General features: G+C 48.1%; 11 protein-coding genes. 2 read left to right on the top strand and 9 right to left on the bottom strand.

Annotated features, from left to right (window positions below):
- Positions 1-122 precede the first annotated feature (122 nt).
- On the bottom strand, positions 123-1193 hold the full coding sequence (locus tag NE637_RS09810) for an HD domain-containing phosphohydrolase (protein ID WP_225530073.1): 1071 nt from the start codon (positions 1191-1193) through the stop codon (positions 123-125).
- Between the two features lie 13 nt (positions 1194-1206).
- Positions 1207-5631, bottom strand: coding sequence for a response regulator (locus tag NE637_RS09805; protein ID WP_227117836.1), 4425 nt, complete (start codon positions 5629-5631; stop codon positions 1207-1209).
- A 349-nt stretch (positions 5632-5980) separates the two neighbouring features.
- Here NE637_RS09805 and NE637_RS09800 point away from each other — a divergent pair, with 349 nt between their 5' ends.
- Together NE637_RS09800 and NE637_RS09795 are read left to right on the top strand one after the other, a co-directional pair.
- Positions 5981-6520 carry a V4R domain-containing protein gene (locus NE637_RS09800; RefSeq protein WP_192113600.1) on the top strand — a complete coding sequence of 180 codons (540 nt, stop codon included), beginning with the start codon at positions 5981-5983 and terminating at the stop codon, positions 6518-6520.
- On the top strand, positions 6520-7542 hold the full coding sequence (locus tag NE637_RS09795) for a sensor domain-containing diguanylate cyclase (protein WP_215647134.1): 1023 nt from the start codon (positions 6520-6522) through the stop codon (positions 7540-7542). The genes NE637_RS09800 and NE637_RS09795 overlap by 1 nt, the downstream gene beginning before the upstream one ends.
- A gap of 763 nt (positions 7543-8305) precedes the next feature.
- Here NE637_RS09795 and NE637_RS09790 read toward each other — a convergent pair.
- The 7 genes from NE637_RS09790 to NE637_RS09760 form a co-directional block, all read right to left on the bottom strand.
- Complete coding sequence (locus NE637_RS09790) at positions 8306-9745, bottom strand: sigma-54 interaction domain-containing protein (RefSeq protein ID WP_227118761.1); 1440 nt, start codon at positions 9743-9745, stop codon at positions 8306-8308.
- A 102-nt stretch (positions 9746-9847) separates the two neighbouring features.
- Positions 9848-10621: an ABC transporter ATP-binding protein gene (locus NE637_RS09785; RefSeq protein WP_227118760.1), complete on the bottom strand. Its 774-nt coding sequence runs from the start codon at positions 10619-10621 to the stop codon at positions 9848-9850.
- Positions 10622-10630: 9 nt separating this feature from the next.
- Positions 10631-11401: an ABC transporter ATP-binding protein gene (locus NE637_RS09780; RefSeq protein WP_227118759.1), complete on the bottom strand. Its 771-nt coding sequence runs from the start codon at positions 11399-11401 to the stop codon at positions 10631-10633.
- Entirely contained in the window at positions 11398-12177 is a 780-nt protein-coding gene (locus tag NE637_RS09775) for an ABC transporter permease (RefSeq protein ID WP_192113604.1), read from the bottom strand. The genes NE637_RS09780 and NE637_RS09775 overlap by 4 nt, the downstream gene beginning before the upstream one ends.
- Positions 12174-13022 (bottom strand): ABC transporter permease, encoded by an 849-nt coding sequence (locus NE637_RS09770; protein ID WP_227118758.1) that lies wholly within the window; start codon positions 13020-13022, stop codon positions 12174-12176. Before NE637_RS09770 ends, NE637_RS09775 begins: the two co-directional genes overlap by 4 nt.
- A 92-nt stretch (positions 13023-13114) precedes the next feature.
- A complete protein-coding gene (locus tag NE637_RS09765; RefSeq protein WP_227118757.1) occupies positions 13115-14179 on the bottom strand; it encodes an ABC transporter substrate-binding protein in 1065 nt (354 codons plus the stop codon).
- Positions 14180-14236: 57 nt separating this feature from the next.
- Positions 14237-15004 (bottom strand): SDR family NAD(P)-dependent oxidoreductase, encoded by a 768-nt coding sequence (locus NE637_RS09760; RefSeq protein ID WP_227118756.1) that lies wholly within the window; start codon positions 15002-15004, stop codon positions 14237-14239.
- Positions 15005-15687 lie beyond the last annotated feature (683 nt).

Raw genomic sequence — 15687 nt, 5'->3', positions numbered from 1 at the left:
CAGATTTTGTAAGTATTGGTAAGATTATTGTGTTTCAACAATATCTTTTGCAGACAATCGATATAAAATATCAACTCAATTACACAGCAATATACTGTATAATTAAGTTTTAAAAAATTATATCAATTTTTATAATCTGCATATTCTATAGAAATTTTTTCTATTTGCGATTCAATCGCCAGAAATGCTTTCACAAATCTTGGATCAAACTGCTTTCCGCTTTCACCAACAATAATGCTAACCGCTTCTTCATGGGTAAATGGCGGTTTATATATGCGTTGACAAACCAGCGCGTCATAAACATCTGCAATAGCTACAAGACGCCCTGAAACGGGTATCTGTGCACCATGCAGGCCACTCGGATAGCCTGTTCCATCCCACCTTTCATGATGTGTCAGTGCAATTTCTCCAGCAAGACGCAGAAAAGAATTTTCTCCAAGCTTTCTCTGCGCTCCCAACATTGCCTTATATCCTATAATGCAGTGTTCCTTCATCTTGGAAAACTCTTCTTTGCTAAGCTTTCCTTCTTTATTCAATATTGCGTCAGGAACACCAACTTTACCTATATCATGCAATACTGCTGAGTGATACAACATATCAATGTCTTCATCATCCAGAAACAGTTCAAGATCAGGGAGTTGTCTTGCCGCATGCGCCAGAGCACATACGTACTCCTGAGTACGCTTGATGTGGCAGCCAGTTTCTGGATCACGCGTTTCTGCTAGATCTGCCAGCATTTCAATTGTTGCCTGTTGGGTAAGCACAAGCTCCCTGGTACGCTCCCGCACCATTGCCTCCAACAGATCGCGGTGACGTTTCAATTCCAGCTGATTGCGCACCCGCGCCTTGACCAGTGAGGGGTTGACGGGCTTGGTGATATAGTCCACAGCGCCAAGTTCAAGACCTTTTGTTTCATCGCCGATTTCACCAAGGGCGGTAACAAAAACAACAGGAATACCTCGGGTAGCAGCATTGCCTTTGAGTTTGGAGCATACTTCGTAGCCACTGATGTCGGGCATCATGACGTCCAACAGAATAATATCAGGAAAAGGAGCTGCGACAGCCATGTTAAGAGCCCGCGTTCCATTGGTGGCTGTCACCACTACATATTGATCTTTCAGTGCTTCCATAATTACGTAGAGGTTGCTGACATCGTCATCAACAACGAGCACTTTGGGACGTTCAATATTCAAGACATGCCTCCTTCTATCTCACCTTCAGCGCCACAAGCAGGCTTTCAATAGCTCGTGATGCCTCTTCAATGTCACAATTACCCATAGCCTTCTGGAGGCGGGCAAGGTCATCCTCCAATACGGAGGGCATTTCCACTTCATCTAGCTCCTTGACCTTGCCTATGGCCTGGGCAACGTCGCATTCAAGCAATCTGCCGATCTCGGCAAGCAGACTGCTCAGGGAAGAAGAATCCAAGACATGACTTATATTGTCTGAATGGCTGTCAGCATCTTCAAAAAGTCTGATCGAAGTCAGCACTTTCTCCAGAGAGCAAAAAAACTGTTCAAACAAATCTTCTGTGGCGGTTTCTTTCTTGATGCTCATTTCAAGCTTTCCAGCGGCAACGCTAAGATCCCTTGCCCCGATATTGCCCGCAACGCCTTTAAGAGAATGTGCGATTGCGGCCACCTCGGGCATGCTTCCTTGATCACGCGCGGCGCGCACAAGCGCAGCGGTATCGGCGTAGTCCACGGCAAATTTTGCTAACAGTTCCTTGTAGAGCACAAGGTTGCCGCCCATGCGCAACACACCTTGCGTGACAGAAAGACCGGGTAAGGCCACGACAGGCAAAGGAGAGCCAGAGATTTCACCAGGCCCCCCTGGCTGCGGAAAGGTTTTGCCCTTGCCCTGTTTTATCCAGCGCACAAGGGTAGCCAACAGCTTGTCTGGCCTGATCGGCTTGCTCAGATGATCGTTCATCCCGGCATTGAGGCTTCTTTCTCTGTCGCCAGCCATTGCGTTGGCGGTCATGGCAATAATGGGAAGCTCTGCAACTCCTGGTTTTTCCAGTTCGCGTATTCGCCTGGCCGTACTTAAACCATCAAGTCCGGACATCTGAATATCCATAAGCACAGCATCAAAATCGCTATTCTTCACTGCCTCAATAGCTTCAAACCCGTTGTTGGCAACCTGGACAATAAGCCCGGCCTGCCCCAGGATCTCCATCGCAACCTTTTGATTGATCACGTTATCTTCAACTAAAAGGATTCTGGCGTCATAAATTTTAGTCGGTCTCTTCAGCCTTTTTCCGCGGCTGCCCGCATCGCCCCCTTTACTGGCGACCCTCTTGCCCAACGCCTCCATCACGGTGTCAAACAGAGTTGACGAGTTCACCGGCTTGGCAAGAACCGTGTTTACCCCAACATTTTTACCCTCCAGGGCAATTGCCTCGCTGCTGGGGCCTGTGACCAAAAGAGCGATGAAAAGATCACGTGGGACTTCCTGCCTGATCCGTTGGGCGACGGCGACACATTCCTTGTCTGACCTTTTTGAATCCAACAGAATAAAGGAAAAAGGATCTTCGCTGCCAGCATTACCCAGAGCGTCCAGGGCTTCGGCGCCATTGGTTACCGTAACGACTCGGCAGAAAAAAGATTCCAGAGTTGAGGTCAGTGTGCGCTTTGCCTCGCTGTTTCCGGACACAACAAGGCAACGTAAACTCTGCAATTCCTGCATCAGGGCATCATCAATGAGACACGCCTCCTGTTCACCCAATCCAACCCACGCGGTGAACCAGAAGGAACTGCCTTGGCCCGGCACACTGTTAACGCCAACTTCGCCGCCCATCAGTTCAGCCAAGCGCTTGCAAATCGCCAGGCCGAGCCCAGTTCCGCCATAATTGCGCGAAATTGAACCGTCAGCTTGCGTAAAAGCATTGAACAAATCACCGCTCTGCGACTCATCCAGGCCAATACCGGTATCTGTCACTGCAAAATGAAGCAGCATGCGGTCAATGCAACGCTCAACCGCCTTCACAGAAAGAAGGATGTGCCCCTTTTCCGTAAATTTTATGGCATTGGAAGCATAATTTATAAGGACTTGTGAAAGACGCAGGGGGTCTCCCAGCAAGTTATGAGGAATTGTTGCATCTATGTCGAAAATGATTTCAAGATCGCGCTCATCTGCTTTAACAGAAATAACACTGTATATTCTGTCGATAAGCTCAGTCAGGTTAAAACTGACTTCATCAATAACCATCTTCCCGGCTTCAATTTTTGAAAAGTCCAGGATATCATCAATGATGCGCAAAAGGATATTACCAGAAATCTGGATATTCTTGACGTGTTCTCGCTGTTTGTCTGTGAGTTCAGAATGCAGGGTGAGGTAGGCGAGACCCAAAATGGCATGTATGGGTGTTCTTATTTCATGACTCATTCTAGCCAGGAATTCACTTTTTGCCTTGTTTGCTTCCTCTGCAACAAATTTTGCATGCTCAAGATAACGGGCCGCAGCATGTTGCTCCGTGATATCCAAGGATAAAGAAACAACTCCAGTTATGCGATTGCGGCCATCCATCAATGGAATTTCCGTTGTCCGCAGCAGGTGCTCGGTGCCATCGGCAAAAATATGAGTACTATCAAAAGTCTGAGCCGTCCCGGATTCTCCCTCCTGGAGATCCTTCTCCATACTTTTACTGACGATCTCGTCGGGAAACACTTCCGCCTGCGTCTTACCCAGGATATTTTCTGTTTTTAGGGCGTACACGTTTTCAAAAAAACGATTGCCCATGAGGTAACGCCCCTCGGCATCTTTGAGGGTTACCAGACAGGGCAAATTATCCATAATGTCGCGCAACCGGCGCTCTTGTTCGGCAAGAGCAAGTGCTGCACGACGTTTTTCTGAAACGTCCTCAATGTATCCCGTAAGTTGAACAATCCCATCAGGCAATCGCTTATAGTGGCAGCTAAGATTCAGGTAGCAATCGCATTCTCCGGAAATAACACGCAATTGCACCTCTGTCTGTTCATGATCCTGACCGCCAAACATGCGTGCCAGCACTTTATTGACACCACCCCTTGCCCTTGCCGCATCTTGCGGATCGATATTGCGCCACAAAGAGTCAGGGCTATCAATTATATCATTGACACTAATTCCAAGCAGTTCACTCATCCGCTGGCTGGTAAACGTAAACAACCGGCTCCCATCCTCAAAAAAGCATAGCTGAAAAACCCCTACAGAAAGGGATTCAGCCATATCTACCAATTGAGTTTGAGACCGCTTTACACTCTTTAGAGCTGCCAGAATGTCGTTTTTGTGCGCCATAAGTTGCGCCTGGGACACAACCAGGGAATTTGCCTGGGCACACGTCTTATCAAGCAGTTCTTTTACCTGAAGACTGCTGGATAAAATCTCCAGATTTTGCCCCACAACCGGGAGCAACTCTTCCATAAAAAAAGCGACAGGTTCGCCTTGCGGCTTTGACAGAACAAGTTCAAGTACAGCAAGTTTTTTATCTTGCCTGATTACTGGCAATAAAAACCACCTGCCGCCAACCACGTTGCGCTTTCCCATGGGTGCGGCAATCTGCATATCCTCTTCATCATCGCTGAAAATAAATTTTGCATCGGAGAAATTCGATGGATAGGAATCTGAATAATTCCAATCGCAAAATGCAACACCATTTATATTTGCAAATTTTTCCTGTGATTTATCTGCAAAATAAAGGTCGCAGTGCGTAATGCCGCACCGCCCACGCAACCTAGAAAGCAAGGCAAAAGAAAATTCCGAGAAGGTTGTTGCAGCCAGTAGGCCTTCGGCAATATTCCCAACTTCAGTTTTGACACGCAAAAACTTGCTGTGCTCAGCCGCACAGATCCTCAGCTTGTCCAGATTATTGGCAAGCTGCCCTATCTCATTATTCCAACTTTTATAGGGTATTTCCTGTTCATACCGCCCACAAGTTACGTCTTCAATTGCCCTGCTTAAACCGCGCAATGGTTGAACCACGCTGACTTTGAATATTGCCAACACAATACACAGCGACATGACCACAGCTATTGCGACTACCAGCGCAAACATGGAAATGGCTTTCCGGGTGTTTGCCATGACGTTGTTCCGCTCCCGTATCAATCCATTGCGCATTGATTCTGCAAGGCAAGAGGTTTCGTGCCGGAGCGTGTTCAGCAGCGGCAAAACGTTATCATGCATATAATCAAGGACATACGTTCGAGTATGGACCTTCGCCACCTCTCGGACTTTATCAAGCTCAACTATCAGTTCTTCAAATTGTCGCTTCAGCGCATCAAGACTCTTGGCATGCTCTGGTGATTTATTTTTGGCTACCCCAATAAGCGAAAAGTAGGCATTAATATTTTTTTCAAGATCCGCTCTAACCCACACATGCTTTTCTTCAAAATCCTGAAGAGCAAGATCATACACTTGCTGATATGCAGAAAAATTTTCTTTATTTGAGTTTATCACTGCAATAACAGCTTTAATTTTTTTATCTAAAATATCTGCATATAAAGAATCGACGCTCTCACTTCCCCTAGCTGCAAGCGCAAAAATAGTTATCAGCGCTAAGCCGGTGGGAATAAGCGAAATAACCAGCTTGGTGCGGATGGAGAGATTTGCAAACCAGCATACGCTTTTTAAATATACAGAATAAAGAGGCGTCATCTATAGCATCCAGCACACAGCTTACTTCTATCATTATAAAAAAATATGCATTCACATTTTTACGCACAAACTATGAATACCAGCCAGTAGCAATTTTACAGCAAGATAATATATTGAATTGTAAAAATTGAATTTTAAGATTTCACACGATTTTACATTGACCACTGCCGCATTTCTCATATCATGCAAAAAATCATTAAAATTTTAACCGGAACATCATGGGTCGTTACCCACAAAAGATTACAGCACGATACATGTATTAATGGATAATTTTCAACTTTAAATGACACGATTATCCTGCATGTAATTCCAAAAGTTGAATAAAATTACAGCAAAACGAGAGAAACTCATGAGTACGGAACGGAAGTATATTTTTTCATGGAGCACCATTGGGGATAACATGGCAGTTGCACGTCCAAGCCTTGGTGCATATACCCGCATTGAAGTGTACAGACTTCTGCAATATACTTTGAGAGATATTCTTGAAGATGACTTTGGACATGCAAAAACGGACGAAATTTTCCGTAGAGCCGGTGCACTTGCAGGCAAAGAATTTTATAAAAAATACATTACTGAAGTTAGTGACATTTCCGGTTTGGTGAAAATCATAGAAGACAAGTTCATGGAACTGGGAATAGGCATCTTTCGCGTAGAGAGCATTGATCTCGACACGCTAAGCTTCACCCTGAATGTTGAAGAAGACCTTGACTGCTCTGGCCTGCCTGACAGCAACGACCAAATTTGCGTTTATGATGAAGGTTTTATCCAGGGCATCCTCGAATCCTACACGGGGACAAAATTCAAGGTCCGTGAGATTGACTGTTGGTGCACGGGCGCCCGCACCTGCCGTTTCAACGCCAATGCTATAGATCAAGCGCACGGTGATTAATGAAAATGGATCTCTTTGTTGATTGCGACAAACAGAAAAACATGGTGCATAACGTTCTGCACCATGTTGAGAAATTGCTTGATGCTGCAACCCCGCCGGACATTCCTTCTGCATTTACAAAGAATGAAGACTTTGTTCGACTGCATGAAAAAATTATATTGTTGCGCGACATTATTACATCGTTTGCCTCCGGCGACCTTTCCCCCCAGATCACAATGAGCGGAGTTGTCGCAGGCTCATGCAAGGCCTTGCAAGCAAACCTGCGGCATATGACATGGAAAGTGCAGCAGGTCGAAAATGGAGACTATTCGCAGCGCATGGACTTTATGGGAGACTTTTCGTCCTCATTCAACAGTATGGTAGTGCAGCTTGCCAGCACGATAGAAGCGTTGCAGCAAAAAGAAGCCTCCCTTCAGGAAGAAGCCAGGCAACGCAATGAGGCCATGAGGCAGCTGGAACAAAGTGAAGCCAAATTTAAATATATGGCGCAGCATGATCCGCTGACTGGAGTGTTTAATCGCAGGTTTTTCTTCTTCTCTGCAATGGAGCAAATGGAACGGTGCTTTGCAATGCGAAAAAACTGCTGCTACTGCCTCCTTGATGTAGATCACTTCAAAAAATTTAATGATACATACGGTCATGTTGAAGGCGATTGGGCATTGAAGCACATTGTGGAACATGCACAGAAAAGCCTGCGCCGGGCTGACATCATGGGGCGTTATGGCGGTGAGGAGTTTATCTTTTTCTTTTCTGATGCAGATTTCGATCAGGGGCTTGCGGCGGCGGAGAGAATTCGTTTAGCAGTGGAAAATACACCCTGCCAGCTACAAGATGGCAGGAAAATTCCGTTGACTGTGAGCATGGGCGTTGCAGGCCTGCTGGCAAAAAACGCAGCAGATCAAAACAGCAACACCCTGCAACAATGGGCTATTAAGCAGGCTGATAACGCCTTGTATAAGGCAAAAAACTGTGGAAGAAACAGAGTCTGCGTTTCTGAACCATCTGTTGAAATTGGAGAATAGTTTGCACTAAAGCAAATTTTTTCTTGTGACAGTTCAACGCGAGTACCACAGTATTTTCACATAGGGGCAGATACCGTGGGGGTCACAAGAGGTGTCACAAGCCTTCGCAGACAAAAAATAAATTGCTATGAGTTAAGTTCACTGAAAATCCATATATCAAATGGCATATATCATCTCCTCCTGCTCCTTCTTGAACTCCAAGAGAGTTCAAAGAAGCCCGCTAAGCTAACAGCTTGGCGGGCTTTCTGCTTTGTAAGCATCCAACCATGTCAGGTACGCCTTTTGACATACCCCATCACTTTTTTTGGGGGTGGGGGGATAATTGGCTCATAGACAGGGACACTTTATTAACTACACATAAAAACACACAAAATACCAAAATGTCATTACAAGAGTCATCGGCTGCAGCGCTTGTTTTGCAGCTCTTTCGCAGGCATGCGAAACGATATTGTCGCTACGGCAGAGCATGCAATGCTGTAGATGTATAACCTGTTCGCCGAAAAACCTCCTACGTGCCGGTTATTACTACCATCTGAAAATGCATCCCTGCCAGAAAAGCCGCCTTGTCTCTACGCAAAACAAGACTCCCTAATCTGAAAAATGCATAGATCATATCCAGAAGTTAATAATTTAATACGCACCACGGAAACATAATTTCATTTTACTGCTCAATATTGCATGCAGTACTATGCGTCGCTCCTTGTATACCGTATCTAAAAGGCATTCACGATCATGGTGGTGGGGATGTTCATACTTCTGTAGATCAATGCTCGCCACCATTATGGCAATTTTTTCGCGATAATCCGTCATCCTGCCTGGCAGCTTCCATGCCCTTGACCTTCCTGAAAAGAGTGCTGCGGTCCAATTGCAAATGGCGAGAAAGCTCACGTAGGGATCCATAACGTTTCAATCCCTGTTCAATGACAGCATTTTCCACATCGCGCATAATGCTTTTGAGTGATCGGCCTTCCATTTTGGGATACCAGATGTTTTCACCTGTTGCCATCTGGTCAGGTTCCGGGCTGATTCCAGCAAGGTCAGCAGCGTCAATGACACCCCTTTTGCAGATCACAACCAGCCCCTGCACAAGATTTTCAAGCTCACGCACATTACCGGGCCAGTGGTGCTCTTGGAGTATCTTTTCTGCTGACTCTGAAAACCACGCATTTTTGCGGTACTTTCTGGAATAGTAGGCCAGAAACCCCTGTGCCAAGGGCAGAATTTCGGCCTTGCGCTCCCTTAGCGGCGGCACGGTAATGACCGCAACCTTGAGCCTGTAGTACAAGTCGGCCCGAAACAGGCCCCGGTCAACCTCGCGCTCCAGATCCTTGTTTGAGGCTGCCACAATGCGCACGTCTACAGCTTTGGAGGCCGTAGCACCGACCCGCTGAATTTCCTTGTCCTGAATCAGACGCAGCAGGCGGGACTGCATGGGCAGGGGCAGCTCCCCCACTTCATCCAAAAACAGCGTGCCCCCAGAGGCCACCTCCACCAGCCCGGCCTTACCGCTACGGCTCGCGCCGGAAAAACTGCCAGGCATATAACCAACCAGCTCTGATTCTATAAGATTTTCTGGGATACTGCCGCAATCAACCTTGATAAACGACGCATCGGCCCTCTGACTTTGCTGGTGGATATGCCGGGCCACCATGTCTTTGCCAACGCCAGTTTCGCCCTGAAGCAGAACCGTTGCATCAGTTGCCGCAATGCCAGCCACATCGGCATACAAACGCTGCATGACAGGACTTTTTACAACACGTGGATACTGACTGCCGGAGATTCCCTCATGGCTCATGGATTGAAACGTTTCCAGCAGTTCCTTTTGCGATGCTATTTCCTCTCGCATTTCAGCCAGAGCCGTAACATCGCGTATAACAGTAACAACGTAGATGACGTTGCCTTTTTCATCTTTGACTGGGTGGCCGTCCAGCAGCAGAGTGCGCCCATTATAAAGGTTTTGCACACTTGAAAACGGCCTGCCAGACTCCACAATGCGCGGGTTGAGCACCACATCAAAGACACCGTTTTGCACCATGTCCTGAATATGTTTACCGATCATCATTTCCTTTGGAATTCCAGTTAGTTCTGAATGGCGGGCATTAACCAGAACCACCTGCCCTTCGTGATCGGTAACGCATATGGCGTCTCGAAACGTATCGCACAGTTGTTCCATATACTCGGCAAGCACTGTTGGTTTTTGCATGTGCGCTCCCCAGTATGCTGCACGTTTTGAGAGTTCAACTGCCCGTCATGCCCATGTTTCGGCCTGCCACAAGTAGCCGGGCACAAGAGTGTCCAGTGGGGGTCACCACCATTTGATTCTTTCTGTTACATAGTCGCGGATGGCAACAAACTTTGGATCATCAAACTGGCGTGGGCGGGGCAGATCCACAATAACCTCTTCCTTGATGGTGGAGGGCTTTGGAGAAAGGATCAGGATACGCTCCGCGAGGTACACGGCTTCTTCAATGTTGTGGGTAATAAAAGCAACGGTGCTTCCAAGTTCCTTCCAGATGCGCATAAGCTCGTCTTCAAGGTAATAGCGCAGTTTTACGTCAAGCTGCCCATAGGGTTCGTCCATAAGCAGCAGGTCTGGATTGATGGCGAAGTTTCTGGCTATGACCACCCGCTGCTCCATGCTGGCCGAAAGCTGCTGGGGAAAGTAGGTGCGGTATTTCATGAGCCCAACCACATCAAGCATGCGCTCAACGCGTTTTTCAATTTCATCTTCAGGCAACCGCTTGATGCGCAGCCCAAAGCGAATGTTGTCTTCTACCGTAAGCCAGGGAATGGCAGACACTTCCTGAAAAACAAAGGCAATATTGTGTTTCCTGGGGTCAGCGGATTCCCCGTAGACGTTTATGGAACCGTGCGTTATGGGAATAAAACGTGAAAGACAATTCAGAAACGTTGTCTTGCCGCAACCTGTCGGCCCCACAATGCACAGCATTTCACCCTTATAGATATCAAAGTTGATATCATTGAGCACCAGCAGGTCGTCATATTGCTTGGTCAGATTGGACACCGAAACCTTTACTTCCCGGTTTGCGGCGTAGGCGGCTTTGTCTCCAAATAACATACTGATCTCCTACAGCACCAAATCGGTGTCTTCTGAAATCTGTTTGCGCAGGGCGAGAAACGAGGGATGCGTGTACTCACGGGGTGACGGAATATCTATGTTGTACTCTGTTTTTACCTTGCCCGGCATAGCAGACATGACGACAACCCTGTCGCCAAGGTAGATGGCTTCTTCAATATTATTTGTGACAAAGCAGACCGTGCGTTTTTCCTTTTCCCATATGCTGCGCAATTCCTGCTCCATTGCGTAACGTGTTTGGGCATCCAGCGCCCCAAAGGGTTCGTCCATAAGCAGTATATCCGGGTCATTGGCATAGGCACGGGCAATACCCACACGCTGCTTCATGCCGCCAGAAAGCTGCGCCGGGTAGGCTTTTTCAAAACCTGCAAGGCCCACGAGTTCGATATACTTGTGCGCAATTTTAAGCCGTTCTTTTAAGGAAACACCGCGTACAGCAAGGCCAAAGGCCACGTTGTGTTCTACTGTTTTCCACGGAAAGAGCGCGTAACGCTGAAATACCATGCCCCGGTCAGTACCAGGCCCTGAGATGGGCACATCATTGATGCAGATTGAGCCCGCAGTAGGTTCCAGAAGACCTGCTACGCAGTTGAGCAACACGGTTTTGCCGCTTTGCCCCGGCCCAAGAATGACCATAAACTCGTTTTCGTATACCTTTAACGAAACCTTGTTCAGCACATGCAAAAGCTGTTTCTGACCCGGCACATAAAAGGTCTTGGAAACCTCATTGCAAGCAATTTTGACCTTTTTATCAGTATTCATACCATTTCCCTCCTCCAGGGGCAGAGCACACGTTCAACCCAGCGCAAAGCCGCCGCAAGAAGAGAGCCCACCACACCGATGAGTATCATTCCCACAAGAATCATGGAGGACTTGTTAAGATCCATACCCTGAATGATGATAAAGCCGACACCCTCACGCGCCCCAACCATCTCTGCCGCGAGCACGCACATCCAGGCCATAGACAGGGAATTTTGCACACCCGCAAATATGGACGGCATGCAGGCAGGCACAGCCACGTTGAAGAACTGCTGTGACCGACTGGCACCAAACGAGCGCGCCGCGTCAATAAGCAGTGGGTCTACATAGCGCATGCCGGTATATGAGTTGAGAATCATGATAACAAAGGCGCCTACAAAGCAGATGAAAACCTTTGAACCTTCCGCAACGCCAAGCCAAAGAATGGCAATGGGTATCCATGCAATGGGGGGGATGGGGCGCAGCAGCTCAAAAATGGGAGACACAATTTTTTCGCAAACCCTGCTCCACCCCATCAGCAGGCCCAGCGGCAACCCCATGAGCACTGCAAGGCCAAAGGCTATCAATACCCGTTGCAGGCTGTAGCCCACATGCCCGGCAAGGCTGGTGCCGCCAACAGGCACATGACAAAGCCGGATAAATTCATGCCACACCATGGCTGGCGAGGGCAAAAACTCCGGATTGACCTTGAGTGACACAATCCCCCACAGCACCACAAAAGCGCCGATGGATGCCATAGGCGCAAGCCAGGCGGAATTGGCTTTGATAAAACCATTCATGAGAGCCTCCTTGACGAGGCAAAGCGTGCTTCTATCCTTGTGAGGATCCAGGACATCAGCGCACCCAGAAGGCCGATGGTCAGCATGCCGACAATGATGACGTCGGGCCGGGCAAGGCGTCTGCCCTGCTGAATCATGAAACCCAAGCCGACTGAAGCCGCCAACAATTCTGCGGCCACAAGCGTTGTCCACGCCGCATTGAGGGATAGCTTCATGCCCGTAAAAATCATGGGGATCGCCGAGGGTACGCCTATTTTGCGGAATGTTTCAAAATTGGAAGCACCATAAATTTCCGCCACACGGATAAGCACGGGATTGGTAAGACGTATCCCGGTGTAGGAATTGATTACGCAGGGCACAAAGGCCGCCAAAAAAATGATAAAAGCCTTTGCCGGCATGCCAATTCCCAGCCACAGAATGGCAATGGGAATCCAGGCAATGGGCGGAATGGGCCTGATTGCATCAAATATTGGTCGCACAAGCATGTTGACCTTGGGGTACCAGCCCATAAAAAGCCCCAGCGGAACCCCTACAAGCACGGCAACCACAAAACCAGTGAGCGCCAACAGCAGACTGGCTGCGGCGTGCTGCTGTAGCAGGCCTCCGTCAGGATTAACCTGGGTGAATTTGTCAAAAAAGACGGTGATGACTTCTGATGGCGGTACAAGTTGGTAGGGACCTATAATCTCATACTGACAGATTAGTTCCCACGCCAGAATAAAAACCGCAAAGCTCACCATTGATATCCAGTTTTCTTTGGCCGCGGTTGCAAAGTAGTTGGCCTTCTGTATTTCCAGGCTCAACTCTTGGCCTCCATCGTTTTTCTGTTCACGGATAGATGTCATTGTTACTCCTCGATTTCCGGGGCCGCAGACTCGCGTCTGGCAGCCCCGGAAAGGCGCATGAGGCGATTATCAATACAGCAGATGTCCCAATGTTATTTGGAAGTTTCTGCGGCAAGCTTTTTCATGAAACTGGGATCAATGAAGAAGTTGGCCTTGACGTAGCGGTCAAATTCTTTCTTGGTGATGCGGCCCTGGTCGAACATAAAGTTGGCAACGCCGCTCATCCATGTGGCCAGCTTGGCCGGGTCTTCAAGGGCGTTGACCTGTTCGCTCACGCTATAGAGCGGGCGGTACTTGAATTCCATACGCACCTGTTCTTCGGTGAGCTCAAGACCGCAGTAACCGTTAAAGTATTCAAGCAAGGGCTTCACATACTGTTCGGGATTGGCCTTCATGCCTTCAATGATACGCATATAGATGCCAAGCCAGGCAACCACCAGATCCGGGTGCTTTTCCGCAAAGTCCTTACGCGCGCCAATGCCACCGGCAATGCGAACCTTGGCCGCCATGCCCGATGAAACCTTGGTCCAGCCCTTGGCTTCTGCCACATAGCTGAGCGGGGCCCACAACTGAAGGATATCGCCCTGACCAGCACTGAAGGCAGTCATGGCCTGGCCCTGTTCCATGTGCACGATGGCCACGTCGCTGTCGTTAAGGCCCAGGGCCTTAAGCGTGGCGGTCAGGGCGTAGTGGCCGGTGGAAACGGTGGTTGCCAGAATTTTCTTGCCCTTCCAGTCTTCTGTATAGCCTATGATTTCCGGGAAACCGGGCAGCGCAGCCTTGTGCTTGAGCAGGGGCGAATCGGGCCGCACCCACAAATCGTTTGTGGCGCCTTCTTCGTTGGATACGCCAATGAGTTTGTAGCCATAGCGCATGCTGGCCATCATGGTGGGCACTGTGCCCATGGTTCCGATATCCCACTGGTCAGCGGCCAAGGCTTCTGTCTGAGGTGCGCCAGAAGCAAAAAGCATAAACTTTACGGTAAAGGGGGCGTCCTTGAGCCAGCCCTGTTTTTCGGCATACCACATGGGGAAACCATGCAGGCAAGGTTGGGCGCTGGTACGAACCACGGGTTTTTCTTCGGCAACAGCGGCCTCAGGCAACAATCCTCCGGCCAGACCTGCCAGCAACAGTAAGGCAGCACAAAAATTTTTCATCTACGAACTCCTTTTTCTCAGACACAAAAGGCCAATCATATTTGCAACCAAGCCCTCTCAACGGGCGCTGAAACCACCATCAACCATAATTACCTGGCCGGTTATGTATTCGGAGGCATCGCTGGCCAGAAACACGGTACAGCCGTAGATATCCTCGAGCCTGCCGTTGCGCCCCAAGCATGTCTGAGAGGCGTTCTTTTCGGCCAGATCAGGATTGTCAAAAACCGGGCGCGTCAGTTCTGTAGGGAAAAAACCGGGGCCAATGGCATTGCAGGTTATGCCGTAGGGCGACCATTCTCTGGCAATGGCGCGGGTGAGCTGAATAAGACCCCCTTTGCCAGCCCCGTAGGGGGCACTGTCAGCAAAAGCGCGGAAGGACTGAAGGGATGCGACATTGATTATACGGCCCCATCCCCGGAGGGACATCTGGGGAGCCAGAACCTGAGAAAGAAAAAATGGTGCGGATAGATGAAGGTTGAGCTGCGCGCTCCACGATTCGGGCGTTACCTGACCGAAAGGTTGGCGAAGGTTTATGCCAGCAGCATTGACCAGAATATCAACAGGGCCAAACTGGCTTACAATTGCCCTGCCGCACTCAAGCGCGAGTTCTGGATCAGAAAGATCGGCAGAATAAGTCTGCACGCGGACACCCTCTGAATGCAGATCCTCGGCAGCACTTTGCAGGGCATCGGGCCGCCTTGCCAGAAGGATGAGTTTTGCTCCAGCAAGCCCAAGGGCACGGGCCATTGCCAGACCCAACCCCGAATTTCCACCAGTAACAAGTGCCGTTTTGCCCGAAAGGTCAAACAAACCTGCAAGCTGCATAGAATCTCCAGTAAAAACGGTGGCAAAAAGTGCAATACGTATATTGGAGTACCTAAAATCAGGCCGTACTTTTGAAACAGCAAAAAACAGGCCATTTGTGATTTTTTTTACAAAAAAGCGAAATTTTTGTTTTAAATTAGGGTATGATAAAAAAATATAATTAATTTTAGCATGTTATATAAAAATTTAATATTGTGCTTATTTTAACAAATAACTAAGCCGACCCAAAATACTAAGTACAACTTTCTTTCTAGCCTACATCCAAACTTAGCTTCTCAAATATCCCATTTATAAACAGGATATTATAATATTTTAGTAATGGTTTCTCTTTGCAAGTTTACACAACACAATTAGAATGTTGCAAAAAAACAACGCAGGCGCATAATATACTTATTGTTTTATTATAGTGTATTAGCATAAATATGCCCACAAGCTTTGTGCAAAATTACACAAAAAGCAGGCATCGCATTGCAAAAAAACATCACATAATAGCCTCTACGATTTCATAAAAAAAATGATCAGTTATTTGGTGCAACAATCTCCAGCCAACAGTGTTCACATACGCACAGCCTGTGCCAAATGCCGGATGCGCCCGGCACTGCTCACACCTCAGAGACGGTGGTATAAAAATAAAGCAGGTTTAATCTGGCAGATTAGGGGGATATTGCGGCAAGCTGAGGATG

Source organism: Desulfovibrio desulfuricans, assembly GCF_024460775.1.
Classification (GTDB): Bacteria; Desulfobacterota; Desulfovibrionia; order Desulfovibrionales; family Desulfovibrionaceae; genus Desulfovibrio; species Desulfovibrio desulfuricans_E.
This window is presented reverse-complemented; position numbering and strand designations above follow the sequence as displayed.